Source organism: Sphingomonas sp. QA11 (genome assembly GCF_028473665.1).
GTDB classification, from domain to species: Bacteria; Pseudomonadota; Alphaproteobacteria; order Sphingomonadales; family Sphingomonadaceae; genus Sphingomonas; species Sphingomonas phytovorans.
Genome location: NZ_CP098774.1, coordinates 5,251,371 through 5,275,592, shown reverse-complemented (window position 1 = coordinate 5,275,592; position 24,222 = coordinate 5,251,371). Strand labels below are relative to the sequence as shown.

At 64.3% G+C, this 24,222-nt stretch carries 16 protein-coding genes; 13 read left to right on the top strand and 3 right to left on the bottom strand.

Annotated features, from left to right (window positions below):
* The first annotated feature begins 4 nt into the window (after nucleotides 1-4).
* The 5 genes from NDN01_RS24375 (at nucleotide 5) to NDN01_RS24355 (ending at nucleotide 6,043) form a co-directional block, all read left to right on the top strand.
* A complete protein-coding gene (locus NDN01_RS24375) occupies nucleotides 5-1,408 on the top strand; it encodes an MFS transporter (protein ID WP_272624805.1) in 1,404 nt (467 codons plus the stop codon).
* A gap of 12 nt (nucleotides 1,409-1,420) precedes the next feature.
* Complete coding sequence (locus tag NDN01_RS24370) at nucleotides 1,421-2,356, top strand: TauD/TfdA dioxygenase family protein (protein WP_272624804.1); 936 nt, start codon at nucleotides 1,421-1,423, stop codon at nucleotides 2,354-2,356.
* A gap of 134 nt (nucleotides 2,357-2,490) precedes the next feature.
* Nucleotides 2,491-4,161 carry an arylsulfatase gene (locus NDN01_RS24365; protein WP_272624803.1) on the top strand — a complete coding sequence of 557 codons (1,671 nt, stop codon included), beginning with the start codon at nucleotides 2,491-2,493 and terminating at the stop codon, nucleotides 4,159-4,161.
* The gene (gene epsC, locus NDN01_RS24360; protein ID WP_272628407.1) at nucleotides 4,161-5,087 is read left to right on the top strand and encodes a serine O-acetyltransferase EpsC; all 927 of its coding nucleotides are present in this window, start codon (nucleotides 4,161-4,163) and stop codon (nucleotides 5,085-5,087) included. The genes NDN01_RS24365 and epsC overlap by 1 nt, the downstream gene beginning before the upstream one ends.
* 59 nt (nucleotides 5,088-5,146) lie before the next feature.
* Nucleotides 5,147-6,043, top strand: a complete 897-nt coding sequence (locus NDN01_RS24355; protein ID WP_272624802.1) for a TauD/TfdA dioxygenase family protein — start codon at nucleotides 5,147-5,149, stop codon at nucleotides 6,041-6,043.
* A 44-nt stretch (nucleotides 6,044-6,087) separates the two neighbouring features.
* On the opposite strand, the gene NDN01_RS24350 is transcribed toward NDN01_RS24355, so the two are convergent.
* Nucleotides 6,088-6,483 carry a hypothetical protein gene (locus tag NDN01_RS24350; RefSeq protein ID WP_272624801.1) on the bottom strand — a complete coding sequence of 132 codons (396 nt, stop codon included), beginning with the start codon at nucleotides 6,481-6,483 and terminating at the stop codon, nucleotides 6,088-6,090.
* 116 nt (nucleotides 6,484-6,599) lie between these two features.
* On the opposite strand from NDN01_RS24350, the gene NDN01_RS24345 reads away from it, so the two are divergent.
* From NDN01_RS24345 to NDN01_RS24335, 3 genes are all read left to right on the top strand, one after another.
* Entirely contained in the window at nucleotides 6,600-6,908 is a 309-nt protein-coding gene (locus NDN01_RS24345; RefSeq protein ID WP_272624800.1) for a ribosomal protein L7/L12, read from the top strand.
* A 191-nt stretch (nucleotides 6,909-7,099) separates the two neighbouring features.
* On the top strand, nucleotides 7,100-8,164 hold the full coding sequence (locus NDN01_RS24340) for a type I restriction endonuclease (protein WP_272624799.1): 1,065 nt from the start codon (nucleotides 7,100-7,102) through the stop codon (nucleotides 8,162-8,164).
* Nucleotides 8,165-8,256: 92 nt separating this feature from the next.
* A complete protein-coding gene (locus NDN01_RS24335; RefSeq protein WP_272624798.1) occupies nucleotides 8,257-12,981 on the top strand; it encodes a DUF3320 domain-containing protein in 4,725 nt (1,574 codons plus the stop codon).
* Nucleotides 12,982-13,214: 233 nt separating this feature from the next.
* Here the strand turns inward: NDN01_RS24335 and NDN01_RS24330 are convergent, their stop codons facing one another.
* Entirely contained in the window at nucleotides 13,215-14,195 is a 981-nt protein-coding gene (locus NDN01_RS24330) for a DUF6607 family protein (protein ID WP_272624797.1), read from the bottom strand.
* A 140-nt stretch (nucleotides 14,196-14,335) separates the two neighbouring features.
* Complete coding sequence (locus NDN01_RS24325) at nucleotides 14,336-16,597, bottom strand: TonB-dependent hemoglobin/transferrin/lactoferrin family receptor (RefSeq protein WP_272624796.1); 2,262 nt, start codon at nucleotides 16,595-16,597, stop codon at nucleotides 14,336-14,338.
* A 166-nt stretch (nucleotides 16,598-16,763) separates the two neighbouring features.
* Here NDN01_RS24325 and NDN01_RS24320 point away from each other — a divergent pair, with 166 nt between their 5' ends.
* From NDN01_RS24320 to NDN01_RS24300, 5 genes are all read left to right on the top strand, one after another.
* Complete coding sequence (locus NDN01_RS24320; RefSeq protein ID WP_272624795.1) at nucleotides 16,764-17,378, top strand: TetR/AcrR family transcriptional regulator; 615 nt, start codon at nucleotides 16,764-16,766, stop codon at nucleotides 17,376-17,378.
* Nucleotides 17,379-17,692: 314 nt separating this feature from the next.
* The gene (locus NDN01_RS24315) at nucleotides 17,693-18,109 is read left to right on the top strand and encodes a hypothetical protein (RefSeq protein ID WP_272624794.1); all 417 of its coding nucleotides are present in this window, start codon (nucleotides 17,693-17,695) and stop codon (nucleotides 18,107-18,109) included.
* Nucleotides 18,106-19,374 carry an efflux RND transporter periplasmic adaptor subunit gene (locus NDN01_RS24310; RefSeq protein WP_272624793.1) on the top strand — a complete coding sequence of 423 codons (1,269 nt, stop codon included), beginning with the start codon at nucleotides 18,106-18,108 and terminating at the stop codon, nucleotides 19,372-19,374. The genes NDN01_RS24315 and NDN01_RS24310 overlap by 4 nt, the downstream gene beginning before the upstream one ends.
* Nucleotides 19,375-19,610: 236 nt before the next feature.
* Nucleotides 19,611-22,784 (top strand): efflux RND transporter permease subunit, encoded by a 3,174-nt coding sequence (locus NDN01_RS24305; RefSeq protein WP_272624792.1) that lies wholly within the window; start codon nucleotides 19,611-19,613, stop codon nucleotides 22,782-22,784.
* 12 nt (nucleotides 22,785-22,796) lie between these two features.
* The gene (locus NDN01_RS24300; RefSeq protein ID WP_272624791.1) at nucleotides 22,797-24,215 is read left to right on the top strand and encodes an efflux transporter outer membrane subunit; all 1,419 of its coding nucleotides are present in this window, start codon (nucleotides 22,797-22,799) and stop codon (nucleotides 24,213-24,215) included.
* The last annotated feature ends 7 nt before the right edge of the window (nucleotides 24,216-24,222 follow it).

Here is a 24,222-nt window from a genome sequence, read left to right as displayed (position 1 = left end):
GTCCATGGCAACGCTCGCCTTCCACGATTTCCCGGTTCCCGCCAAGGCAGCCCTTGCATCGGATCGCCCTGCCGCGCTCAGGCTGATCGGCTTCGCGTCGATGGCGGTGCCGATCGCGGGGGCCGGGCTGCCGCTCGCGATCTTCGTGCCGCAACTCTACGCGACGCATTTCGGCATATCGCTGGCCACGATCGGCTTCATCTTCCTGCTCGGCCGCCTCTGGGACGTGGCGTCGGACCCGATCGTCGGCGTGCTCAGCGACCGCACGCGCAGCCGCTTCGGGCGGCGACGCCCCTGGATCGCGGCGGGCGGCGTGCTGTTCGGGCTGGGCTCGGCGCTGCTGTTCTTCCCGCCGTCGGCTCTGGTCGGGCCGCTGTATCTCGGGCTCGTCCTGTTCGTCTTCTATCTCGGCTGGACGATGATCGAGATTCCCTTCTCCGCCTGGGCGGGGGAGATCGACCGCGACTATCACGGCCGCACCCGGGTGGTGACCTATCAACTCACCCTCCGCTCGATCGGGCTGCTGCTCGTGCTGGTGCTGCCGACGCTGCTCGACCAGGTCAGGCCGGGCGATGGCGGGCTGAAACTACAGGTAGTCGGCGGCTTCATCATCGTCACGCTGATCCCGGCGCTGTTCGCCAGCCTGCTCGCCTTTCGCGAGCCGCCTCTGCCCGATACGCCGCCGGTTCGGGCCGGCTTCTGGGCGACGGCGAAGGTCATCCTCTCCGACGGCCTGCTGCTCCGCGTGCTCGCCTCCGACGTCGCGGTGACCGCCGGGCAGAGCATCCGCGCCGGGCTGATCGTGTTCTTCGCGGTCAACTATATGGGCCTGCCCGCCTGGGCGAGCGGCCTTTACCTGTTGCAATTCATCTTCGGCGTGCTGGCCGGTCCGATCTGGCTGCGTATCGGCTACGGGCTGGGCAAGCGCCAGACCGCCATCGTGGGCGAGCTCGCCCAGGCGGCGATCAATATCGGGCTGGTCTTCGTCTTCCCCGGGATGCTCGGCCTGATGATCGCGCTCACCGTGGCGCAGGGCCTGACCCAGGGTTCCGGCAACCTGATGCTGCGCGCGATGGTCGGCGATGTCGCCGACGCGCACCGGCTGAAGACCGGGCACGAGCGGACCGGCCTGTTCTATTCGGTGTTCAGCCTGTCGGCGAAGCTCGGTCCCGCCCTCGGCATCGGCCTTGCCCTGCCGCTGGTCGCCTGGTTCGGTTTCGACCCCAAGGCGGCGAGCGCGCCCGGATCGCTCGAAGCACTGAAATACACTTTCGCGCTCGGCCCCGCGCTCGCGCACATCATCGCCGCCGCCCTGATCTGGCGTTTCCCGCTCGACGAGGCCGCCTACCGCGAGGTCCGCCGCGCGCTCGATGCCGAACATTCCTCCCCCACCGCCAAGACTGCCTGAAGGAGATATGCCATGACTGCCCTGATCCATCATTTCGACAATGTCGCCGATGCCGACGGCCCGCTCGACATCGTGCCGGTGGGTGGCCGGATCGGCGCCGAGATCCGCGACGTGCGCCTCAGCGGAGACCTGGATGACGATATCGTCGCCGCGATCCGCGCCGCGCTGGTGCGGCACAAGGTGATCTTCTTCCGCGACCAAACTCATCTGGACGACGCGGCGCACGAAGCCTTCGCCGCCCGGCTCGGTGAACCGCTCGCCCACCCGACCGTGCCGGTGGCCGAAGGATCGCGCTTCCTGCTCGAACTCAATTCGAAGGAAGGCGAGGCCGCCTCCGCCTGGCACACCGACATCACCTTTCTGCCGGCCTTCCCCTCGGCCTCGATCCTGCGCGCGCTGACCATCCCGCCCGCCGGCGGCGACACCCTATGGGCCAACGGAGCGGCGGCCTATGCCAGCCTTCCCGCGCCGCTCAAGGCGCTGGTTGAGCGACTCCGCGCCGTGCACACCAACGCCTATGATTATGCGGCGAGCCGGCCCGAGGCCTCGAACGACCAGATCAGGCGTCACCGCGAGGTCTTCGCCTCGACCGTCTACGAGACCGAGCATCCGGTCGTGCATATCCACCCCGAGACTCAGGAACGCGTCCTGCTGCTGGGCAATTTCGTGAAGTCGTTCGTCGGGCTGAACCGCGACGATTTCGCCCGGATCTTCGGCCTGTTGCAGGATCATATCACGAAGCCGGAGAACACGGTGCGCTGGCGTTGGACGCCGGGCGACGTGGCGATCTGGGACAATCGCGCGACCCAGCACCGGGCGATCGCCGATTTCGCGAAACAGGCCCGGCTGCTGCGCCGCGCGACGATCGCCGGATCGGTGCCGGTCGGCGTGGACGGCAACCATAGCCGCGTGCTGAAGCCCGAGCCGGAACTCTTGGCGGCCGAGTGAGCTCAAGTCTCCCTCTCCCCGCTTGCGGGGAGACGGCAGGGGAGACGGGCAGTGAGACACACTGGCCCCTCCTCCCCGGACCGCCCCTCTACCCTGCCCCCTCCCCGCAAGCGGGAAGGGAGAAAGCCGAGCCAATGAAACGTTACACCATCCTCTCCGCCGCGATCGTCGCGATGGCACCGCTTCTCCTCCTTCACGGCGGCACCACCCCGGCGCCGCTGGAAGCGGCAGCGCCGGAGCCGGCCAGGCCCAACATCCTGATCATCGTCGCCGACGATCTCGGCTATTCGGATGTCGGCGCGTTCGGCGGCGAGATCCGCACGCCGAACCTCGACGCGCTTGCCGCGCGCGGGTTGAAGCTGACCGGCTGGCACAGCGCCCCGACCTGCTCCCCGACCCGGTCGATGCTGATGAGCGGCACCGACAATCATCTGGCCGGCCTCGGCAACATGGCCGAACTGCTCGCGCCCAATCAGAAGGGGCAGCGCGGCTATGAAGGCTATCTGCCCGCAGACGTCGTCAGCCTGGCCGAACGGCTGCGCGACCTGAACTATGCAACGCTGATGTCGGGCAAATGGCATCTCGGCACCCGGCCCGAGGACAGCCCCGCGCGGCGCGGCTTCGAGCAGAGCTTCGACCTCGCCCAGGGGGGCGGCAACCACTATGGCCTCGACCTGTCGAAAGCGCCAGGCGACAAGGGCACGACCTATTGGGAGAATGGCCAGCAGTTGACCGCCCTGCCAGCCGATTTCTATTCGTCAGACACCTATGCCTCGAAGCTGATCGAGTTCCTCGGCAAGGCTGACAAGACCAGGCCTTTCTTCGCCTATCTCACCTTCACCGCCCCGCACTGGCCGCTCCAGGCGCCTGAAGAGGATATCGCGCGCTATCGCGGCAAATATGATGCCGGGTTCGAGGTGCTGCGCGAGCAGCGCCTTGCGCGGATGAAGCAGCTCGGGCTGGTCCCGGCCAATGTCGCGGCGCACCCGCTCCAGCTCAAGAAAGGCAGGGATTGGGCAAGCCTGACGCCAGACCAGAAGCTCGAACAGTCGCGGGCGATGGAGGTCTATGCCGCGATGGTCGACCGGATGGACCAGAATATCGGGCGGGTGATCGCCCATCTCAAGGCGACCGGGCAATATGACAACACGATCATCCTGTTCACCGCTGACAATGGCGCCGAGGGACTCGACGTCGCCACCGCCGAGATTCCCGGCCTCAGCGAGCGGGTGAAAGCCGCCGACAACAGCCTGGCCAATTACGGCAGGCCGACCTCCTATATCGGCTATGGTCCGGGCTGGGCGCAGGCGGCGACCGCACCGTCCTGGCTCTACAAGGGCTACACCACCGAAGGCGGCACCCGCGTCGCCGCGTTCATCGACTGGCCCGGCGGCGTGCGGCGCGGGGTGAGCAACATCTATGGCACCGTCATGGATGTCGTACCCACGCTGGTCGAGGCGGCGGGCGGCGACTGGCGGGGCGCGACCTATGCCGGGCGTACGGTGCAGCCGGTGCGCGGGGCAAGCTGGCAGCCCTATCTGACCGGCAGGGCGGAACGGGTCCACGCGCCCGACGAGCATGTCGGCAGCGAGTTGTTCGGCAGGCGGGCGATCCGCCAGGGCGACTGGAAGGCGGTCAATCTCGGCGACGGCTGGAAATTGTTCGATGTCGCGAAAGATCCGGGCGAGACGCGCGACCTGGCGAAGCAGGACCCGAAACGCGTCGCCGCCCTCGCCGCCGCCTGGGACGATTATGGCAGGCAGGTCGGCGTGATCATGCCCTCGACACCAGCGACCTTCCCGTGATGCTGATGGCCAACGATCCGCTCGACGCCGTCGTGCTCGGCCTGGCATCGGCCAGGCGGGACTGGCGCGCCGCGCACCAGCGCCACGCCAATGCCGGTACGACCCGTTTCCCCTCGCGCGTCGCGCTCGAGTTCATGCTTGAACATCTTGAGGCGGCGCTGTTCCCGCAGCGGCTCGGCCATTTCGAGGGCACGACCGAGGATGTCTTCGTCCGGCTCCGCCTCGAACAGGCCTTTGGTCTGCTCGAGGCGGAGATCGGGCGCGAGCTGCGTTATTGGGAAGCCGAGACCGGCGACCGGTTCGACTGCGACCATGGCGACATCATCGTCCGCCTGTTCGCCGCGGCGTTGCCCGAGATACGCCGGCTGATCGACAGCGACGTGGCCGCTGCCTTCCAGGGAGATCCGGCGGCGCGCAGCGTCGACGAGATCCTGATCTGCTACCCCTGCGCGGCGGCGGTGATGTACCACCGGCTGGCGCACCAGCTCTTCGAGCTCGGAGCGCCGCTGGTCGCGCGGGTGATTTCCGAGATCGCCAATAGCCGGACCGGCATCGACATCCATCCGGGCGCGACGATCGGGCCGAGCTTCTTCATCGACCACGGCACTGGCGTGGTGATCGGCGAGACGACGATCATCGGCGCGCGCGTACGGCTGTACCAGCATGTCACGCTTGGCGCGCGGCGTCTGCCGCCGGAGGACGGCCATAGCGTGCGCGAGCGTTTCGCACGCCATCCGATCGTCGAGGACGATGTGGTGGTCTATGCCGGCGCGACGATCCTCGGCCGGGTCAGGATCGGGCGCGGCGCGACGATCGGCGGCAATGTGTGGGTGACGGAGGACGTCGCGCCGGGCGCGCTCGTCATGCAGCCGCCGGCCCTGTCCTTCGCCGCCGCCGAGGCACCACCGCTATTTCCGGAAGGATAGGCACGGCCATTGCGCAACCTTGCGCGAGGGCAGACATTGAACATGGAGAGGAGACCGCCATGGCGACCGCTTTGAACATCGGGACTGACCTGCAGGACCGCGCAGCGTCGCGCGGGATCGTCATCACGCCGTCGACCCCGACGATCGGCGCCGAGATATCGGGCATCGGCCTGAACCATCCGCTCGACGACAGCGTCGCCGAGATCGTGCGCGAGGCCTGGCTGGCGCACAAGGTGATCTTCTTTCGCGACCAGGACATTGATTACGAGAGCCATCTCCGCCTCGGCCGGCTGTTCGGCGAGCTTGAGGGCCATCCGGTCATTCCGCACGTCGAGGGCTATCCCGAGGTGCTGCTGATCAAGGGTGTCGAGGGCGTGCAGCTGACGGCGGAGAGTTTCGCGCCGTTCAAGGCGTACAACAAATGGCACACTGACGTGACCTTTCGCGAACGCCCCTCGATTGCCTCGGTGCTGCGCGCCCGGCTGCTCCCGGCCCTGGGCGGCGACACGATCTGGTCGGACACGGCCGCCGCCTATGAAGGCCTGCCCCAGGCAGTGAAGGAGCGTATCGCCCATCTCGATGCCGAGCACGATATCGTCGCAAGCTTCGGCGGACGCGTGAGCGAGGAGAAGCGGGCGCAGCTAGCCCGCGATTTCCCGGCAGCGACTCATCCCGTGGTGCGCAGCCATCCCGAGACGGGCGAGAAGATCCTCTACGTCAACTATACCTTCACGACCCGGATCCTCGGCATCCCGGAGGAGGAAAGCAAGGAACTGCTCCGCCTGCTCTACGAGCGGATCAAGGTGCCCGAATATCAGGTCCGGTTCCGCTGGACGCCGAATGCGATCGGCATCTGGGACAATCGCTCGACCCAGCACTATGCGGTCGGCGATTACTGGCCCGCCGAACGGGTGCTTGAGCGGGTGACCGTTTCGGGGGATGTGGTGACCCGGTAGGGCAGTCGCAAACCTGGCAGGTGAGGCGATGACGCGGACGCGGCTTACCCGCCGCAACCAACGGTGATATTCTGCCGCCGCATCAACAGCAGGATGCTGATCACTTCAGCCCGGCTCTCGGGAACATACTGGGTCAACCGGGGTCCCGGCATCTTCATTCTATGTTCTTCCGCTCGGCGAAGCATCGCATAGGACCCACAGACTCGTTTCAGCGTCGGCGTCCATTTTCGAATCTTCCGCCGCGTCACCTGCTCGAATTGCAGCGGTGAAGACTGCATTTGATCTTCCAGTTTTGCCAGGGCCGCGGCGTCCCGCCTCGGCATCGCAGCAATCGCGCATGATGCCCAGGCAAGGGTCCTCGGTGTCGGAAATACACATGCCACCGCCGGAAAAGGCGAGCAGATGACCGCCACGACAAAACCGAATGCCAGCCGCTTCATGCGGGCAGTGTACCCGAGTTCGCCATGACGACAATGATCGGTCGGCAAAGGGCGCTTTAACACCTCGTCGATAGCCGGTACGCTTTGAAGCGATCACCAGCGACACTGGAGCAGAGATGTTCGTTCCCCTTCCCGTGCTGGTTGCAATCGGCATCGTCTTCCTGCTGCTGATCGTCTGGGCCCTGCGATCCTCGCGCGGGCGAGATCCGCTGATGGGTGGCGGACAGCCCCCCGCCTATCGAGCCGCGCCGGCCCCGCGCAAAGTTTCGATGGCGGCACCCTCCCTGCCCCTGCCGCCCGAGGTGGAGGAACAGGTCCGCGCGCTGATGGCGGCGGGGCGCAAGATCGATGCGATCAAGCTCGCCCGGGATGTCACCCATTTGGGCCTGAAGGAAACCAAGGACCTGGTGGAATCGCTTGAGTAAGGGGATTGCCCCGACCAGTAACTCCCCGACACCCCGGGCTTGTTTCGGGGGGTATAGTGATAAGTGGAATATGGACACCGCCCTACCACACTCGCCTGGCTAGCGCAGAGCGACGCCGTTCTGAATAGTTGTTCGATTGCCTTTGGATTGATTTGCATGCACGTTCCTAACTCAGAGATAGGGGGAAGAGCATGGATTTGGCGACACGTCTCACAGAATTGGCTACAAAAACTCAACAGCACCGGGAAGTCTTGCTGACTGAAGAGGCGGCTAAGACCGCTCTCGTCATGCCGTTCATTAACCTCTTGGGTTATGACGTGTTCAACCCGTCCGAGGTGGTCCCGGAGTATACCGCCGACGTGGGGACAAAAAAGGGCGAGAAGGTCGACTACGCCATATGCATAGACAAAAAACTTTCAATTCTGATTGAATGCAAACCGTCCACCGGCGATCTCACGATCAATCATGCGTCACAGTTATTTCGCTATTTCAGCGTGACTGATGCGAGGCTTGCGATCCTCACCAATGGCGTGATCTATAAATTCTTCTCCGACCTTGAGCAGCCGAACAAAATGGACACGCAGCCATTTTTCACGCTGAGCTTGGATGCCGTTCGCAAATCGGATGTGCGCATTCTCGAAAGCTTCACCAAGGCTGGCTTCGATATCGGCGCGATTGTCCGCGAAGCGTCGAACCTGAAACTGGAATCACTGGTTCGCAAAGAACTGGAAAGCGAGATGGGTACGGCTTCGGAGGAGTTTGCCCGCTTGATCGCAAAGCGGGTCTATTCAGGTCAGGTCACGTCGCAGGTAAAAGATAATTTCACGCGCCTGATCGCCAGTTCATTTTCGGCGATCGTGAGGGACCATGTGAACGATCGTCTTACATCTGCCTTGAACGCCTCAACCGTTCCGGAACTGGATGAAGGCCCGGGTGTCGTGTCAGCGGAAGAAATCATTACGACCGAAGAAGAGGTGAGCGGGTTTCGGATCGTACAGGCCATCGCGTCGAGGCTGATCGATCCCAAGCGTGTCATTATGCGTGATGCGAAGTCCTATTGCGCGGTCCTGCTCGATGATAACAATCGCAAATCGCTGGCGCGATTGCACTTTAATGGTCTGACAACGAAGTATGTCGGGACATTTGATGGACAGGGTGAAAATCGAAATCTAATCAGCGACCTGACAGACATCTATAAGCTTGCTCCCTTACTGGAAGCACGCATCAATGAGCTTGAGGGCAAAAAGGCGGTTTGAACCGAGATCGGTTCCCAATCTCCACTCTAGCGCGAGACGTTTAGTTGCCAGCCGCTTTGGCCGCGCCGCGAAATATCGAAAGGTTTCAATCCGTGCATGACGAAGCGCTACTGGGCGATAGCGGATATGATCGCGATGGCGTGCAAACAACTAGCGCTCGCTCGATCCAAAAGCTGTTCGATGACACGCGCAAGCGGCTGGTAGAAACTGGTACCCGAAATCGGCTCGTGCACGTCAACCGCGCAAACACGCGGGGAAACGTTGTCAATATTGCAAACGAGCGATCGGACAATGTTTGGACCATCCTTTCGTCTGGAAAAGCCATGCGTTTTCGAGCGCTGGGACATGATACCCGGCGCGGAAATGACGTGCCCGATATTGTCTTGGCAAACGATGATTTCGAGGAGGCGGACGCCGATCGCTACACCGACAATCAGTTGGAAACGCGATTGGGGCCGGACGCACTGGCGAAAAAGCTGCTCAAAATCGCGCGTGAAGCGAAAACGGCTGAGGAAGAGCAAGGCGTCAACATCCTCTACCTCGCTCTCGGATTCCTGACTTGGTTCGAGGACACGACCTCAACCGTAGCTCGCGAGGCTCCCCTTATCCTGCTGCCGGTAGAGCTGGTACGCAACGCCCGCACTTCGACTTACGATGTGAGGTTTCGGGATGAGGATTTGATCACAAACCTTCCGCTCCAACAGCGGTTGGCGGATGATTTCGGGATCAGGCTTCCCGCGGTCGAGGTCGGAGAAAATTGGAATCCCTCCGACTATTATGCGCAGGTCGAAGGCGTGATTACCGAGCGCGCGCGATGGAAAATTGACGGCGATGCGATGCAGCTGGGATTTTTTTCATTTTCTAAGCTGCTGATGTATCTCGATCTCGCGCTCGATGCTTGGCCCGACAACGCACTGGAAGGCCACGCCCTGACACGCGGGCTATTGTATGAGGGGTTCGATTCCGAACAACCGCTGTTTGGACCCGATGACCGCCTTGACGACATTCTGCCGCCTGAAAAGATGTTCCACGTAGTCGATGCTGATTCAAGTCAGGCGCGGGTGATCGAGGAAGTCCGTTCGGGACGAAACCTAGTTGTTCAAGGCCCGCCTGGCACAGGCAAGAGCCAGACGATCACCAATATCATCGCAGCGGCCGCCAAAGAGGGCAAAACCGTTTTGTTCGTCGCCGAAAAGATGGCTGCGCTTTCGGTGGTTCACGATCGTCTGGTCAAAGTCGGCCTGCGTAACGTTTGCCTCGAACTGCATTCCAAATCGGCCAATAAGAAGGTCGTGCTAGCGGAAGTCGCAAGGACGCTTGGCGCTGCACAAGCCATTCCTGCCATGCCGCAAGGGCCGGTTGCTTTGACGGAAACGCGGGACCGCTTGAACAGGATCGCGGAAGCGCTTCACGCACCGATTGCGACCACGGGTGAAACGCCATTCTCCGCACTTGCGCGTCAAGCGCGGTATATGGGCATGAATGCGCCAACGCCGAGCTTCGACGCAGATGTGCTGGCTACAATGCCGAAGGCACAAGAACGCGATCTTGCTAACGATCTTCTTGAGTTCGGGTCTCTGCTTCAAGCCTTAGGTTTATTGCGGTCCCACCCCTTCTGGGGAGTCGGAGCGCTTGAGCTACAGCCCGTTGAACTGGCACGTTTGAAAAGCGACCTGACTGCCGCCGCTGTGGTAGCTCAGGGATTGCGTGATGCTCTCGATGGACCATTGACCGCTATGCGCTTGCCGCTGGCGCGGTCGCTGTCGACGGTATCGGGTGTCGTCGAGACTATGCGCGGGTTGATCGGTCTTCCCGAAGGTGAAGCCGCGCTTGCAAGCGCAATCTCGCGCACCTCTGATCCGGCGCGCCTCACTGAAGCTTTGGATACGGCGACGGCTTGGCGCAAACTTCGCGATACGGAAGCGGCAGAATTTACCGAGCCAGCATTCGATGGCGAAGTTGCTTCGATACGTGCACCGTTGGTTGCTGGCACCGGGTCGTTTTTCGCGAGGTGGGGATCAGCGTATCGCGGTGCCTCCCGTCAATTGGGAGGCATGTTGCGCATCCAGTTACCCAAAAGCGCAACTGATCGCGTGAACTTGGTTGATCGGTTGCTGGAGGTGAAGCGGTTGCGCACCCGCTGGGGTGACGACGAGGCTTTCATGAGCGCGGCGCTTGGCGAGATATGGCGTGGAGAGAGAACCGGCTTCGCGCGAGTAGCGGGGATAGCTCGTTGGGTTTCCAAGGCTCGCGATGTCCCGCTAACAATTGATATCGAACAAGCCATTGATCTGGGCGCAGCGGCGGCAGCACTTCAGGCGATGATCGATACGCTTGAACGACAGTCGCCTACGACGCGAGACGCGATCGATCGCGTCACCGGAATTTTGCAACTCGATCCGGAAATATTTGATGGTGGAATGGAGGGTGTCGATCTGATCGATATCACCGCAAGATTCTCTGCGATGGCCGATTCCGTTGATCGCTATGCCGAATGGGCCAGATTGCGCAGATTGGAAAATCGGCTGGCGGCTGGCGGGGTGGCCGCCCTTGCAGCACGCGTTGCTGGCAGTGCGCTCGATGGCAATGCCGCCGTCATCGAATTGAAGTTCGCGCGGGCTGAAAGACTCTGGCGCGATGCTATTTCAGCATGGCCTGAACTGAAGGAGATCGGAAACCTTAACCGGCATGCGCTTGCCCAAGAGTTTGCCGGCCTTGAGCGTAAGCGATTGAAAGAGAATGTGACCACGATCCTCGCAGGGCATCTGGGGCAGGTGCCGCAAGGCGCATTTGGTGAGATGAAGATCGTAAGGGGAGAGATCGGCAAGAGGCGCGCGCACATAGCGCTGAGACGGTTGTTTGAGCAGGCACCGGCTGCACTCCAACGGATCAAGCCGGTCCTGTTGATGAGTCCGATTTCGGTGGCTCAGTACCTCACGCCGGGACGACTCAGTTTTGATTTGCTGGTGATTGATGAAGCAAGCCAGGTGCGTCCAGAAGATGCGCTTGGTGCAATCGCGCGGGCGCGGCAGATTGTTGTTGTGGGTGATCAGAAACAATTGCCACCATCCTCCTTCTTTGACCGATTGGTCGCCGACGATGGCGAAAACGATGAAGAGGATGAGGAAGGCGAAGAGAATCTGTTGGGAGGCGCCGCAGCTCTGGGATCGTTGGAAAGCATCCTATCGCTGTGCGAGGCTCGCGGTCTCTCGTCGCGTATGTTGCAATGGCACTATCGGTCCCGCGATCCTTCTTTGATCCGAGTTTCCAATCGCGAATTTTATGAAGACGGACTGATACTCCCGCCATCGCCGCTACAGGAAGACCCTGCCTATGGGCTGATCTTCACCAAGGTCGATGGTGTTTATGACAAGGGCGGCAAACGCGACAATCGGCGGGAGGGCGAGGCAATCATCAAGCGCGTTTCCGAGCATGCGCGCGCAAACCCTGATCTTTCTCTCGGCATCGTAACGTTCTCATCTGCGCAGAAAAATACAATCACGGAACTACTCGAACTCGCCCGCCGCACTGACGGCGCGCTCGATACCTTTCTTCGCGAGGGCCAATCGGAAGACCTGTTCGTGAAGAACATCGAGAACGTGCAGGGCGACGAACGGGACGTGATTCTAGTCAGCGTAGGCTATGGTCCGACGATCGCTGGCGGAAGGTTGACCAGCATGAGCTTTGGTCCGGTCAACGGTGAAGGCGGTGAACGCCGACTAAACGTGCTGTTCACTCGCGCTCGGATCAGGTGCGAGGTTTTTGCTTCCTTCGATCCCGGTGACATTGATGCGAGCCGAGTCTCGCGTGAGGGGCCGCGCATCCTTCGACGTTTTCTGGAGTTCGCCAAATCGGGCAAGCTCGACGATGCGGTCGTTACTGGCGAACCTGCTGATACGCCGTTCGAGGAAGATGTTGCCGACGTAATTCGATCGTTTGGTTTCCTCGCAGACCCGCAGGTCGGTTCGGCAGGCTTCCGTATCGATATAGGTGTACGCCACCCCGACAAGCCCGGCACCTACTTGCTCGCGGTCGAGTGCGATGGCGCAACCTATCACTCCGCCCTGTGGGCGCGTGAGCGGGACAGGCTGCGCCAAGATGTACTGGAGCACCTTGGTTGGCGCTTTCATCGCATTTGGAGTACCGATTGGTTCTACAATCGTCGCGCTGAGATTGAGCGGTTGCGGGCGGTACTCGCGGAAGCGCGCGATGACACGTCTGGCGTTCGCATTAATGGTGCAAACGTTGCGCGTCCGGTTTCGGATGACGCAGGCCCGCCGATTGTTGAAACATTCGTGGTGCCGCCAAGCGTCGAACGTAAGATGCCTGCCTATATCCGCGCGCACTTCCCGGTGAGCAGCCACCTAGAACCGCATGAGGTTTCTATGGCGACACTGGGACCGTTGGCTAAGCGCATTGTCGAAGTCGAAGGGCCGATTTGTATCGAGGAGGTTGCGCGTCGAATCGCAGCATGCTTCGGGCGCGAAAAAGCTGGGCGACGCATTCTCGCTGTGGCCCGACAAGCCCTCGTAGGTCAGGCTCGCATCTCGTCTGAACTGCGCAGCGACAATGATTTTTGGTTTACCTCCGCGCAGCGGGACGAACCGCCAGTGCGTGACCGCAGCGAAGAATATGGCGCTACGCTTAAAGCTGATGCGATTTCGATGCTCGAAATTCGAGGCGCATTGGCCATTGCTCGGGGCGATAATGCGGGAGGAGCCGATGCAGACCTAATTCGCTCCGCTGCGCGACTGCTCGGTTTTCGCCGCGTCGGGTCCGACCTCCAAGTTCGACTGACCGCAGGTTTGGAAGAATGAGTTGCTGCCGGTTTCGTGGATACCGAGATAAGGCGTTTTCGGAACCGGGGTGACAATGCAACGGGCCGCTGAGGTCACAAATGCAATTTCCACCAGCTATCACAAGACCACCCGGACTTGTTCCAGGGTCCATCGTTCCGCAAACGCAACGCCGGTTACGCTCGCGGAAGCATGGATGCCGGAGCAAGTCCGGCATGACGACGGAAAGTCATGACGGCAGGAAGTAAAGCGCCCTACTGCTTCGTCACCTCGGCGATCACCGCCTTGCCCTTGTCGATTGCCGCCGCGGTCGTCAGCTTCTTCGCCTGCACGTCGTCGGCATAGCCCATCAGCCGCTCGCCCGAGGCGGAACCGGTTTCAGCCACTTCGGCGACCGACACGCCCTTGTCCCTGGCGATCGCCGCATCCCAGGCAGTCCGGATGGCGGCCCAATAGTCCTTCGTCGCGGCCCAATAGTCGTCGCCCGCCTTCACGTCATACGCATCGTCCTTGGCATAGGTGTTGAGCACCGATTCCTGGACAAACGGCACGACCTTGCCGTCGACCAGCCCCATCTTGATATTGTCCTGCCAGTGGATCCAGCCGGCCGGCGACGGCGAATGGCGGTTGATCCCGAGATAGCGGTCGTAGCGCGGGTGGCGGATCGCATCGCGGCGGGCGAGCGGGCGCCAGGTCCAGTTGCTGCGCCAGCGCCGCACGCCGCCTTCCTCGGTCCATTCGCCCCAGCCGCCATAGCGCGGGGAATCGTCGGTCTGCCACACGGTCTGCGACCAGCGGCCCTTGCGCATCCGCTCAGGCACCGCCTCCTCGTTCCACCGGCCCTGGCCGGCATAGACGAGGACCGAGGCCGGCTCGAAGCTCCAGTCCTGCCGCCAATGCTTGATCACCATGGTCTTGCCCTCGCTGGTGACGACGAGCAGGTGCTGCAGCACGATATGGCGGCCGCTGTCCTCGATCACCCGGACGCTTTCATGCCCGCTGGAAATCTTGGCCGGGATCGGCGTGTAGTCGGCGCGCCACGGCGTGGTCTCGCGCATGTCGAAGGTGACCTTGTAGTTGCCGGCCATGGCCAGGATCGATGCACGATCGGCATCGAAGGCGGCCTTTTCGTCGGCGGCGCTACGCGTCGCGACTGGCCCGTCGGCAAGCGCCGGGGCAGCGAGCGGCAGGGTGATGAGGGCGGCGGCGAGCGCCAGGCGGAATGCGGTCTTCATGAGCATCGGCTCCTTTCGGATATCGAAAAAATCGGGGAGAGGGACAGTCCCGGAGGGGCAAGACCGGTGGGTGCGACTGCCCCTCTCCCCAGCCCCCTCCCGGAGACGGTGGGAGAGGGAAGCGGGGAGAGGAAAGCTGGTTAGAAGCGGGCCGTCAGCGATACGCTCGCATTGCGGCCCGGCTGGGTATAGGCGTCGGTGACGGCCGAACTGGCGGCAAGGCCGCGGACATCACTCCACCAGGCATATTTACGGTCGAAGATGTTGAAGATGCCGGCCCGGACGGTGACGATATCACCGACTTTCACATAGGCGGTCGCGTCGAGGATGGTGAAGCCGCCGGGGCGGAAGCAGCCGCCGATGCCGGTACAGATGCTCGCAGGGCCGGTCGTGCCGACGTAAGTCGTCGCGGATAGCGGCTTCTGCGCCGAATGAGTCGCAATGAGCTGGCCGCCGAAACGCCGGTCAGGCGCATCATAGCCGACGCCGCCGACCAGCTTGACCGGATCGATCGTGGACAGCGGCGACTTTACGCCGCCGGTGCCAGTGACCGTTCCCTTGGCATAGCTGACCGCGAGCCGGCCGCTGAAACCGCCGCTGCGTGCCTCGATCTTGCCCTCGACACCCTCGATCTTGACGCGATTGAGGTTGATGAACTGGAAGACCGCCGGATTGGCGGGGGTGAAGGCCCCGCCCACCACTTCCTGGCTGATGAAATCCTTGTATCGCCCGGTGAACCCGGTGACCTCAGCGCGGATCGGGCCGCTGCCGACCTTCAGCCCGCCTTCCCAGGTTTCGCTCGTTTCCGGTCGAAGATTGGGGTTGGGAATCGAGGTGTAGCCTTGGGACAGGTTCTGGAAGAACTGGTTCACCTGGGTTGGCGACGGCGCCTTGAAGCCGCGCGCATAGTTGGCAAACAGGCGCACGCCCTCGACGGGTCGCACGACCGCCCCGAACTTGGGCGAGACGCGCGAATCGCTCTGCTTCGCCACGGCGAAGCCGGACAACAACGGATCGTGCTTGGGATTCAAGCTGTAATGGTCGAAGCGCAGTGCCGGGAACAGCGTCAGCACGCCATCGGCAATGCCGATCTCGTCCGAGACGTAACCGCCGGCCAGCGTGTAATCCGTGATCGGGAAAGCGCGGGTCGGAAAGACGTCCGGCGGTGTCGGCACCGTGCCGTCGCGCTCACCCTGCTGTCGCGTGAAGCTGACGTCGCCGCCATAGACCAGCCTGTGGGTCAGCGGGCCGGTGGCGAAATCGCTGCGCAGTTCCGCGCTGGCGCCAAAGACCCGGTTCGCAAAGGTGTTGAGCCGGGTACGATCGGGGCTGGTGTTGCGATCCTCGGCGGTGAATTGCCGGTTCTCGCCGTCCTGATACCAGCCCGTCACCTGCGCCGAAGCGATCGCGCCCGTGCCGGTATAGCGCCAGTCGAGGCTGACCCGGTCGCGTCGCGTGCGATCGCTCGCCTTCAGGCCAATCACGCCGTTCCCGGGTACCGGCACCGCGGCGGAAATACCGCTTAGCACATCGGTGCGGACATGAGCGTCGAGATGGTCATAAGTCAGACGGACCCGGTTATGGTCATCGGGCGACCACACGATCTTGGCCAGCAACGCGTTGGAGAAAGCGTCCTGCGGGTTCGGCGCGGTACGGCTCGCGTTGGGCGATTCGTTCGTGCCCTTGTTGTCGAGCTCATGCCCGTCGCGTCGGGTATAGGCGACCATGCCTGACCAGGCGCCCGAAGCGCCGGCGACGATGCCGGTTTCGGAGAACTGGTTGTCGGCCGAATCATAAGCGGCACGCGCGATGCCGCCGATCGACTTGCCGCCGCTCAGGAAATCCTGCGGGTCGCTGGTCACGAAGCTGACCGCACCGGCGAGGCCGTCGCTGCCGTAGAGCGCCGATGCCGGGCCGCGCAGGATCTCGACCGACTTGATCACGCCGAGATCAACATAATCGCCGCGCCCGGCCGACTGCGCCCCGAATTCGAAGCCGTCAGGCACGCGCACGCCATCGACCTGGATCAGCACGCGATTGCCCTCGAGCCCGCGGATATTGAAGCCGGCATTGCCGTCGCGCCCAGTGACGCCCTGCGCCGCGCCGAAGCGACTCGGGGCACGGCGGACGCTGACGCCCGGCTCGAAGCGGACCAGGTCCTTGATGTCGGAGGCCATCTGGTCGGCGATCGTCTCCGCGTCGATCACGGTGACGGTGGCCGGCACATTGGCGACCGGTTGCGGGATACGCGTCGCGGTGACGGTGACGAGATCCCTGTTCTCGTCACCGGGGTGAGCCTCGTCCGCGGCAAAGGCCGCGCCGGCGCTCAACGCCCAGGCGATCGCCAGCACGGCGGCCCCGGACCTGATGGCCGCGCGCGGCGTGGTGGACTGCTCGATCATCGGTAACCCCTAAGCTTGATGCTAATGCGAGTGATTCGCGTTTGCACTTGCTAGGCAGGATAGGACTGGCTGTCAAATCGGTCGGTGCCGGATGCGGGCCGGATCCTGGCCGGATCCTGGGGTGCCCACTGGACGTTTACGGAAAGCACGCTATATACCGATCGGTATGGAACAGATTCTTGCCCCGGCTCCGATCAAGGGACGGCCCCGGGAGTTCTGCGTCGAGGAAGCGCTGGCATCCGCTCTCCGGGTATTCTGGACGCGCGGCTATGAGGGTGCGTCAATGGCTGAACTGACCACTGAGATGGGCATTACCAAGCCGAGTCTCTACGCGGCATTCGGCAACAAGGAAGCGCTGTTCCACAAGGCGCTCGATCTCTACGAGCGCGAGAAGCTCGCTTACATGCGCAGCGCACTCGACGCGTCGACCGCCCGGGGCGTGGCGGAGCGGCTGTTGCGCGGCGCGCTCGAGCTGCAGATGAATACCGGCGATCCCTGCGGTTGCCTGGGTGTGATCAGCGTGAGCGCGTGCGGCGTCGAGGCTGAATCGATCAAGGCCGAAGTGGTCAAGCGTCGCGCCTCGTCCGAGGCAGCGCTGATCGCGCGGTTCGAACGGGCCAAGGCCGAGGGCGATCTCCCCGATACGATCGAGCCGGTCGCGCTGGTGCGTTATCTCTTCGCACTGCTGCAGGGACTCTCGGTCCAGGCGGGATCCGGCGCGACTTGCCAGGAGCTCGGCCAATTGGTCGAAACCAGCCTGTCGATCTGGCCCACTCGCTGATTGAAATTAAATATACCTCGCGGTACAGAAGACGCTTGACGCGCCGCAGCATAGGGTTATATACCGATTGGTATTGAATGCGGGTCCTTCGCCGGTCTCGCCAGCGGCGGAGGGAAACGCCCATGACCAAGACGAACTGCTGAACCAGCCGCGACCGGCCTGAGGTCGATCGCGCTCCACCATTTCCGGACGGCCAGGCGGGCAGCTTCAAGCTGCTCCGTGCCGACCAGTCACGCCCGGTGCGTATCTGCGCGCGAAGACATCCGTCTTCGCGATCGGCGCCCTGCGGCCAATCAACTTCAAGGGGAATAGCCATGGCCTATCTCGATATCGACAACATGTTCGCCGCCCCCGTCCGCAGCCGCGCTATGGCGTCAGCCGCCGCGACGGAGAGCGGGGAGACCGGCTTCTCGGCACTCGAATGGAGCGTCATCGCGGTGTCGCGCCGCGATAGCCTGTCCAGCCTCGAGGAACCGGGCCGGGTTTCGCGCGCGCTGGGAAGCCTGTTCGGCTTCGGCGCCAAATCGCGGCTTGCCGATAGCAGGCTTGAGGCACTGCGCCGGCTCGCGGTCCATGCGTGGCGCCGCGGCTATGCTGTCGCCCAGGCCGAGATCGACCGGTTCCTCGATGCCGGCTTCACCCTTTCCCAGGCCGAGACCCTGGTGGCGAGCGTCACCGGCGACCGTGTCGGCCTTGTCCAGATCTACGCCAATCCAAGGATCGCCGCATGAACATGATCACCCCTATCGAAAGCACGACCGCGCGACCGCTCGTCGACGGTTTCAACCGCATGTCGCGAACGCGGCGCGCGGCGATCGTGCTTATCCCTCTGGCGCTCGTCGCCGCGGCCGGCACCAAGCTGGCCGAAGAGTCCCCGGCCGTTGCCGCCGCTCCTCCCCCGGCGTCGGTAACGGTCGCGGCACCGCTGGTGCGCGAGGTCAGCGAATGGGACGACTATGTCGGCCGTTTCGCCCCGAGCCGCACGGTCGAGATCCGTCCGCGCGTGGCGGGCGAAGTGACCGGCATCCACTTCCGCGACGGCGAGATCGTCCAGAAGGGCCAGCTGCTCTTCACCATAGATCCGCGCCCGTTCGCCGCGGCACTGGCCGAGGCCCGGGCCAATGCGGCCAGCGCCCGCAGCGCGCTGGCGCTGGCACAGGCCGATCTCGGCCGCGCGACCCGCCTCATCGCCGACGAGGCGGTCTCGGCCGGCGAAGTAGACTCGCTTCGCGCCAAATTGCAGGCGGCACAGGCGGCGCTTGCCGCGGCCGATGCCCGCGTGCGCGTCCGCGCGCTCGATGTCGAATTCACTCAGGTCCGCGCGCCGATCGCCGGCCGCATCTCGGACCGCAAGGTCGATGCCGGCAACCAGGTGGCGGGCGGCGAAGGCACCAACGGCACGGTGCTGACCACGATCAACGCGCTCGACCCGATCTACTTCACCTTCGACGGATCGGAAGCGCTGTACCTGAAGACTCAGCGCGCCCGCCAGCCGGGCGCGGCGCCGGCGGCGGTCGAGATCCAGCTTCAGGACGAGACCGAGCACCGCTGGAAGGGGCGACTCGATTTCACCGACAACGGCCTTGACCAGCGGTCGGGTACGATCCGTGGCCGCGCCGTCCTGTCCAACGCCAATTATTTCCTGACCCCCGGCATGTTCGGCAATATGCGGCTCGCCAGCGGCGGCAAGGCGCCGGCCCTGCTGGTGCCCGACACCGCGATCCAGACCGACCAGGCCCGCAAGATCGTGCTGACGGTCGACGCCCAGAACCAGGTTTCCGCCAAGCCAGTTGAACTCGGCCCAGTCGTCGATGGCCTGCGTGTCGTGCGGTCAGGCCTGACGGTGAAGGACCGCGTGATCATCGCCGGCAACCAGATGGCAATGCCCGGCGCCAAGGTCGCGCCCAAGCCCGGCCGCATCGGCACTGGTGCGGCGGCTCCGGCCGGACCGGCTGTATCGCTGCCGATCGCGGGCGAGGCCACGATCGCGAACTGAACGTCTCGCTCTTCGCACGCCAGGAGGTTTTTGCAGAACGGGAACGCCCAACATTCACACCGCCACCCCGGACCTGTTCCGGGGTCCACCGGTCCGGGAGATCAGCGCTGATTGCTCTCACGGGTCGGCGGATGCCGGAACAAGTCCGGCATCGCGGATCGGGCAAGCGTTCGTTCTTCAAAATCCTCCTGCTCGTGTGACGGGTCACGCAACCCTCTTTCTCGAGGACGAAATCCATGCGCTTCTCGCGCTTCTTCATCACGCGGCCGATCTTCGCCGCGGTGATCGCTGTCGTCATCACCCTTGTCGGTGCGATCGCCTATATGTCCCTGCCGGTGTCGCAATATCCCGATATCGTGCCGCCGACCGTGACCGTGACCGCCAATTACCCGGGCGCCTCGGCCGAGACGGTCGCCGAAACCGTCGCCGCGCCGATCGAGCAGGAGATCAACGGCGTCGACAACATGCTATACCAGTCGTCGCAATCGACCGGTGACGGCAAGGTCGTCATCACCGTCACCTTCAAGCAGGGCACCGATCTCGATGCCGCGCAGGTGCTGGTACAGAACCGTGTCGCCATCGCGGTGCCGCGCCTGCCCGAGGATGTGCAGCGGCTCGGCGTGGTGACGCGCAAGACCTCGCCCGACTTCCTGATGGTCGTGAACCTGGTCTCGCCCGACAACTCGCTCGATCGCGGCTATATCTCCAACTATGCGCTCACCCAGGTGCGCGACCGCCTCAGCCGTATCGACGGCGTGGGCGACGTGCAGCTCTTCGGCTCGCGCGACTATTCGATGCGCGTCTGGATCGATCCCGGCCACGCCGCCGCGCTCGACCTGACCGCCGGCGAGATCGTCGCGGCGCTCCGCGCGCAGAACGTCCAGGTCGCCGCCGGCACGCTCGGCCAGCCGCCTTATGCGAGCGGCAACGCCTTCCAGCTCAACGTCGAGACCCAGGGCCGCCTGACCGATCCGAAGCAGTTCGCCGATGTGGTGATCCGCACTGATGCCAATGGCCGCCAGGTCAAGGTGTCCGACGTCGCCCGCGTCGAGCTCGGCGCGCAGGATTATGGCAGCAACACCTATCTCAGCGGCAAGCCGACGGTCATCGTCGCCGTGTTCCAGCGCCCCGGCTCCAACGCGCTCGCTGCGGCCGAAGGCGTCTCCGCCGAGATGAAGTCCATGTCGGCCCGCTTCCCCAAGGGCCTCGAGTATAAGGTCATCTACAACCCGACCGAGTTCATCGCCCAGTCGATCGACGCGGTGAAGGATACGCTGTTCGAGGCAATCATCCTGGTCGTGCTCGTCATCCTGGTGTTCCTCCAGAAATGGCGCGCGGCGATCATCCCGGTGGTCGCGATCCCGGTCTCGCTGATCGGTACCTTCGCGGTGCTCGCCGCCTTCGGCTACTCGCTCAACAACCTGTCGCTGTTCGGGCTGGTGCTGGCGATCGGCGTCGTCGTCGACGACGCCATCGTCGTGGTGGAGAATGTGGAGCGCAACCTCGAACGCGGGCTGACCCCGCTTGAGGCCGCGCGGACCTCGATGGACGAGGTGTCGGGCGCGCTGGTCGCGATCGTCCTCGTGCTCTGCGCGGTGTTCGTGCCGACGGTGTTCCTCACCGGCCTGTCGGGCGCCTTCTACCGCCAGTTCGCGGTGACCATCTCGACCGCGACGATCATCTCGCTCGTCCTGTCGCTGACGCTGTCGCCGGCCCTCGCCGCTCTGCTGCTCCGCCACAAGGAAACGGGAACGGGCAACCGGTTCCAGCAGATCGTCAACCGCGCGGGTGACGCGTTCAACCGCGGGTTCGAACGGATGAGCCTCGGCTACGCCGCGCTCACCCGCCGGCTGGTCAACGCACCGAAGAAGATGATGTTCGCCTATGCCGGCCTGATCGCGCTGACCGGCGGGGTCTTCTGGATCACGCCGACCGGCTTCGTGCCGGCGCAGGACCAGGGCTATTTCCTGACCGTGATCCAGCTTCCGCCCGGCTCCTCGATCGAGCGGACCGACGCGGTGATGCGCAAGGTCGCCGCGAAGATCCTGCCGCTGAAAGGCATCAAGGGTTCAGTGATGCTGGCCGGTTTCGACGGCCCGTCGCAGACGCTCGCCCCTAATTCGGCCGCAGCCTATTTCCCGCTGAAGAGCTTCGAGGAGCGCAAGGCGCTTGGCGTCACCTTCCAGGGGATCATGGACGAGGCACGCAAGGCGACCGCCGATGTCGACGAGGCACGGCTGATGATCGTGCCGCCGCCGCTGATCCAGGGCATCGGCTCGGCCGGCGGCTATCGCATGATGGTCCAGGACACCGAAGGGCGCGGCTATGCCGATCTGGGCAAGGCATCCTACGACCTGATCGGCAAGGCCAACCAGACCAGCGGCCTCGCGCAGATCTACACCTTCTTCGACACCGCGACGCCGCGCATCTTCGCCGATGTCGACCGGCCCAAGGCGAACATGCTCGGCGTGCCGCCGGAGCGGGTGTTCGAGGCGCTGCAGGTGTATCTCGGCTCGGCGTTCGTGAACGACTTCAACCTGCTGGGGCGCACCTATCGCGTCACCGCGCAGGCCGATGCGCCATTCCGTAACACCACCGCCGACATCGCCAACCTGAAGACCCGTTCCAACTCGGGCCAGATGGTGCCGATCGGGTCGGTCGCGACCTTCCAGGACAAGACCGGTCCGTACCGCGTCGTCCGCTACAACCTCTTCCCCGCGGTCGAGGTGGATGGCGACACGGCTCCCGGATTCTCCTCGGGCCAGTCGCTGGTGACGATGGAGAAGCTTGCCGATGCGAGCCTGCCAGCGGGTTACTCGCACGAATGGACGGGTATCGCGTACCAGCAAAAGGCGGCGGGCAGCACCGCCGGTCTCGTCTTCCTGATGGCGGTGGTGTTCGTCTTCCTGGTGCTGGCGGCGCAATATGAGAGCATCACCCTGCCGCTGGCCATCGTGCTGATCGTGCCGATGTGTCTGCTGGCGGCGATGACCGGCGTGAACCTGCGGGGCATGGACAACAACGTCCTGACCCAGATCGGGCTGGTCGTGCTGATCGCGCTTGCCGCGAAGAACGCGATCCTCGTGGTCGAGTTCGCCAAGCAGGCCGAGGAGCAGGATGGACTCTCGCCGGTCGAGGCGGCGGTGCGCGCGGCGCAGACCCGCCTCCGCCCGATCCTGATGACCAGCTTCGCCTTCATCCTCGGCACGGTGCCGCTGGTGCTGGCGAGCGGGGCAGGCGCCGAGCTTCGCCAGGCGCTGGGCACCGCGGTATTCTTCGGGATGATCGGCGTCACCGCCTTCGGCCTGCTCTTCACGCCGACCTTCTACGTCGTCTGCCGGGCGCTCGCGGCGCGGTTCTCCCGCCGCCGCGAGCACGACCTGCCGGCGACTCTTCAGCCCGCCGAATAAGGAGCGGCCGTCATGAAACAGCTATTGCTCGCCTCCCTCTCCGCCCTGGCGCTATCCGCCTGCGCCGCCGGCCCGAACTTCGTCGCGCCGGTGGCCCCGCCCAAGGCGGCGGGCCAGTTCGTCGGCAGCGCGAGCCCCACCGTGTCGACCGCGCAGGCGGACGACCACTGGTGGCAGCTCTACCGCGACCCGACGCTCGACCAGCTCGTCGCCGATGCGCTGGCCGCCAATACCGACATCCGGGTCGCCGTCGCCCGGCTTGACCGGGCGCGCGCCTCGTTGCGCGGCGTGCGGTCCGATCGCCTGCCCCAGACGTCGATCGGCGCGACCGGCGGTTATGGCCGCACCCCCGACAGCCAGCGCCTGCCCGGCACGGCGTCCGAGGGTGAATCCTACGATATCGGCCTGAGCGTCTCCTATGAGGTCGATCTCGCCGGGCGCGTCCGCCGCAATATCGAGGCGGCACGCGGCGATGTCCGCGCGGCCGACGCCGATGCGGATGCGGTGCGCGTCGCGGTGGTTGCCGCGACGACCGGCGCCTATGTCGACGCGGCCTCTTCCGCCGAGCGGCTTGGGGTGGCGAAACGGATCGTCGAACTGCTCGACAAATCAGCGACCCTGACCGGCAAGCGAGTCGATGCCGGCCGCGCGGCCAAGCTCGACCTGGTCCGGATCACCACCCTGCGCGACCAGCGCGCGGCGCTCGTCCCGGCGATCGAGGCGCAGCGCCAGGCGGCCCTGTTCCGTCTGGCGACGCTGACCGGCCGCACGCCGCAGGAGCTGCCCGAGATCGCCGCCGCGCGGACCGACACGCCGCGCCTCGACCAGCCGATTCCGGTCGGTGACGGCGCCGCGTTGCTTGCAAGGCGGCCCGATGTACGGGCGGCCGAACAGCGGCTCGCGGCGGCCACCGCACGAATCGGCGTCGCGACGGCCGAGCTTTACCCGCGCATCTCGCTCGGCGGATCGGTCGGATCGAGCAGCATGAGCATCGGCGATCTGTTCACCGGCGGCGCATTGCGCTTCCTGGTAGGTCCGCTGATCAGCTGGTCCTTCCCCAACCAGGAGGCGGCGCGTTCGCGCATCGCCGCGAGCGAGGCCGACACCCGCGCCGCGCTGGCGACGTTCGACGGGTCGGTGCTCCAGGCGCTCGAGGAAACCGAAACCGCGCTCGCCACCTATCAGGGCGAGTTGAAGCGCCGCACCGCGTTGCAGGCGGCGCGTGACGGGGCGGAGGCAGCAGCCCGCATCACCCGCGCCCGCCAGCGCGAGGGGCAGATCGACTTCCTCGACGTGCTGGATGCCGAGCGGACCTTCGCCGATACCGATGCTGACCTCGCCGCATCCAACGCACGGATCGCCAGCGCCCAGATCGACCTGTTCCGGTCGCTCGGCGGCGGGTGGCAGCGGCCGGTGATCGCCGCGCGGTAAACGCCTC

Bases quoted from the DNA above. Each gene is read 5' to 3' on its own strand.
- NDN01_RS24370 (WP_272624804.1), top strand. From the start codon at position 1,421: ATGACTGCCCTGATCCATCATTTCGACAATGTCGCCGATGCCGACGGC.
- NDN01_RS24340 (WP_272624799.1), top strand. From the start codon at position 7,100: ATGGATTTGGCGACACGTCTCACAGAATTGGCTACAAAAACTCAACAG.
- NDN01_RS24350 (WP_272624801.1), bottom strand. From the start codon at position 6,483: ATGAAGCGGCTGGCATTCGGTTTTGTCGTGGCGGTCATCTGCTCGCCT.
- NDN01_RS24310 (WP_272624793.1), top strand. From the start codon at position 18,106: ATGAACATGATCACCCCTATCGAAAGCACGACCGCGCGACCGCTCGTC.
- NDN01_RS24365 (WP_272624803.1), top strand. From the start codon at position 2,491: ATGAAACGTTACACCATCCTCTCCGCCGCGATCGTCGCGATGGCACCG.
- NDN01_RS24355 (WP_272624802.1), top strand. From the start codon at position 5,147: ATGGCGACCGCTTTGAACATCGGGACTGACCTGCAGGACCGCGCAGCG.
- NDN01_RS24305 (WP_272624792.1), top strand. From the start codon at position 19,611: ATGCGCTTCTCGCGCTTCTTCATCACGCGGCCGATCTTCGCCGCGGTG.
- NDN01_RS24325 (WP_272624796.1), bottom strand. From the start codon at position 16,597: ATGATCGAGCAGTCCACCACGCCGCGCGCGGCCATCAGGTCCGGGGCC.
- epsC (WP_272628407.1), top strand. From the start codon at position 4,161: ATGCTGATGGCCAACGATCCGCTCGACGCCGTCGTGCTCGGCCTGGCA.
- NDN01_RS24300 (WP_272624791.1), top strand. From the start codon at position 22,797: ATGAAACAGCTATTGCTCGCCTCCCTCTCCGCCCTGGCGCTATCCGCC.
- NDN01_RS24315 (WP_272624794.1), top strand. From the start codon at position 17,693: ATGGCCTATCTCGATATCGACAACATGTTCGCCGCCCCCGTCCGCAGC.
- NDN01_RS24320 (WP_272624795.1), top strand. From the start codon at position 16,764: ATGGAACAGATTCTTGCCCCGGCTCCGATCAAGGGACGGCCCCGGGAG.
- NDN01_RS24330 (WP_272624797.1), bottom strand. From the start codon at position 14,195: ATGAAGACCGCATTCCGCCTGGCGCTCGCCGCCGCCCTCATCACCCTG.
- NDN01_RS24375 (WP_272624805.1), top strand. From the start codon at position 5: ATGGCAACGCTCGCCTTCCACGATTTCCCGGTTCCCGCCAAGGCAGCC.
- NDN01_RS24345 (WP_272624800.1), top strand. From the start codon at position 6,600: ATGTTCGTTCCCCTTCCCGTGCTGGTTGCAATCGGCATCGTCTTCCTG.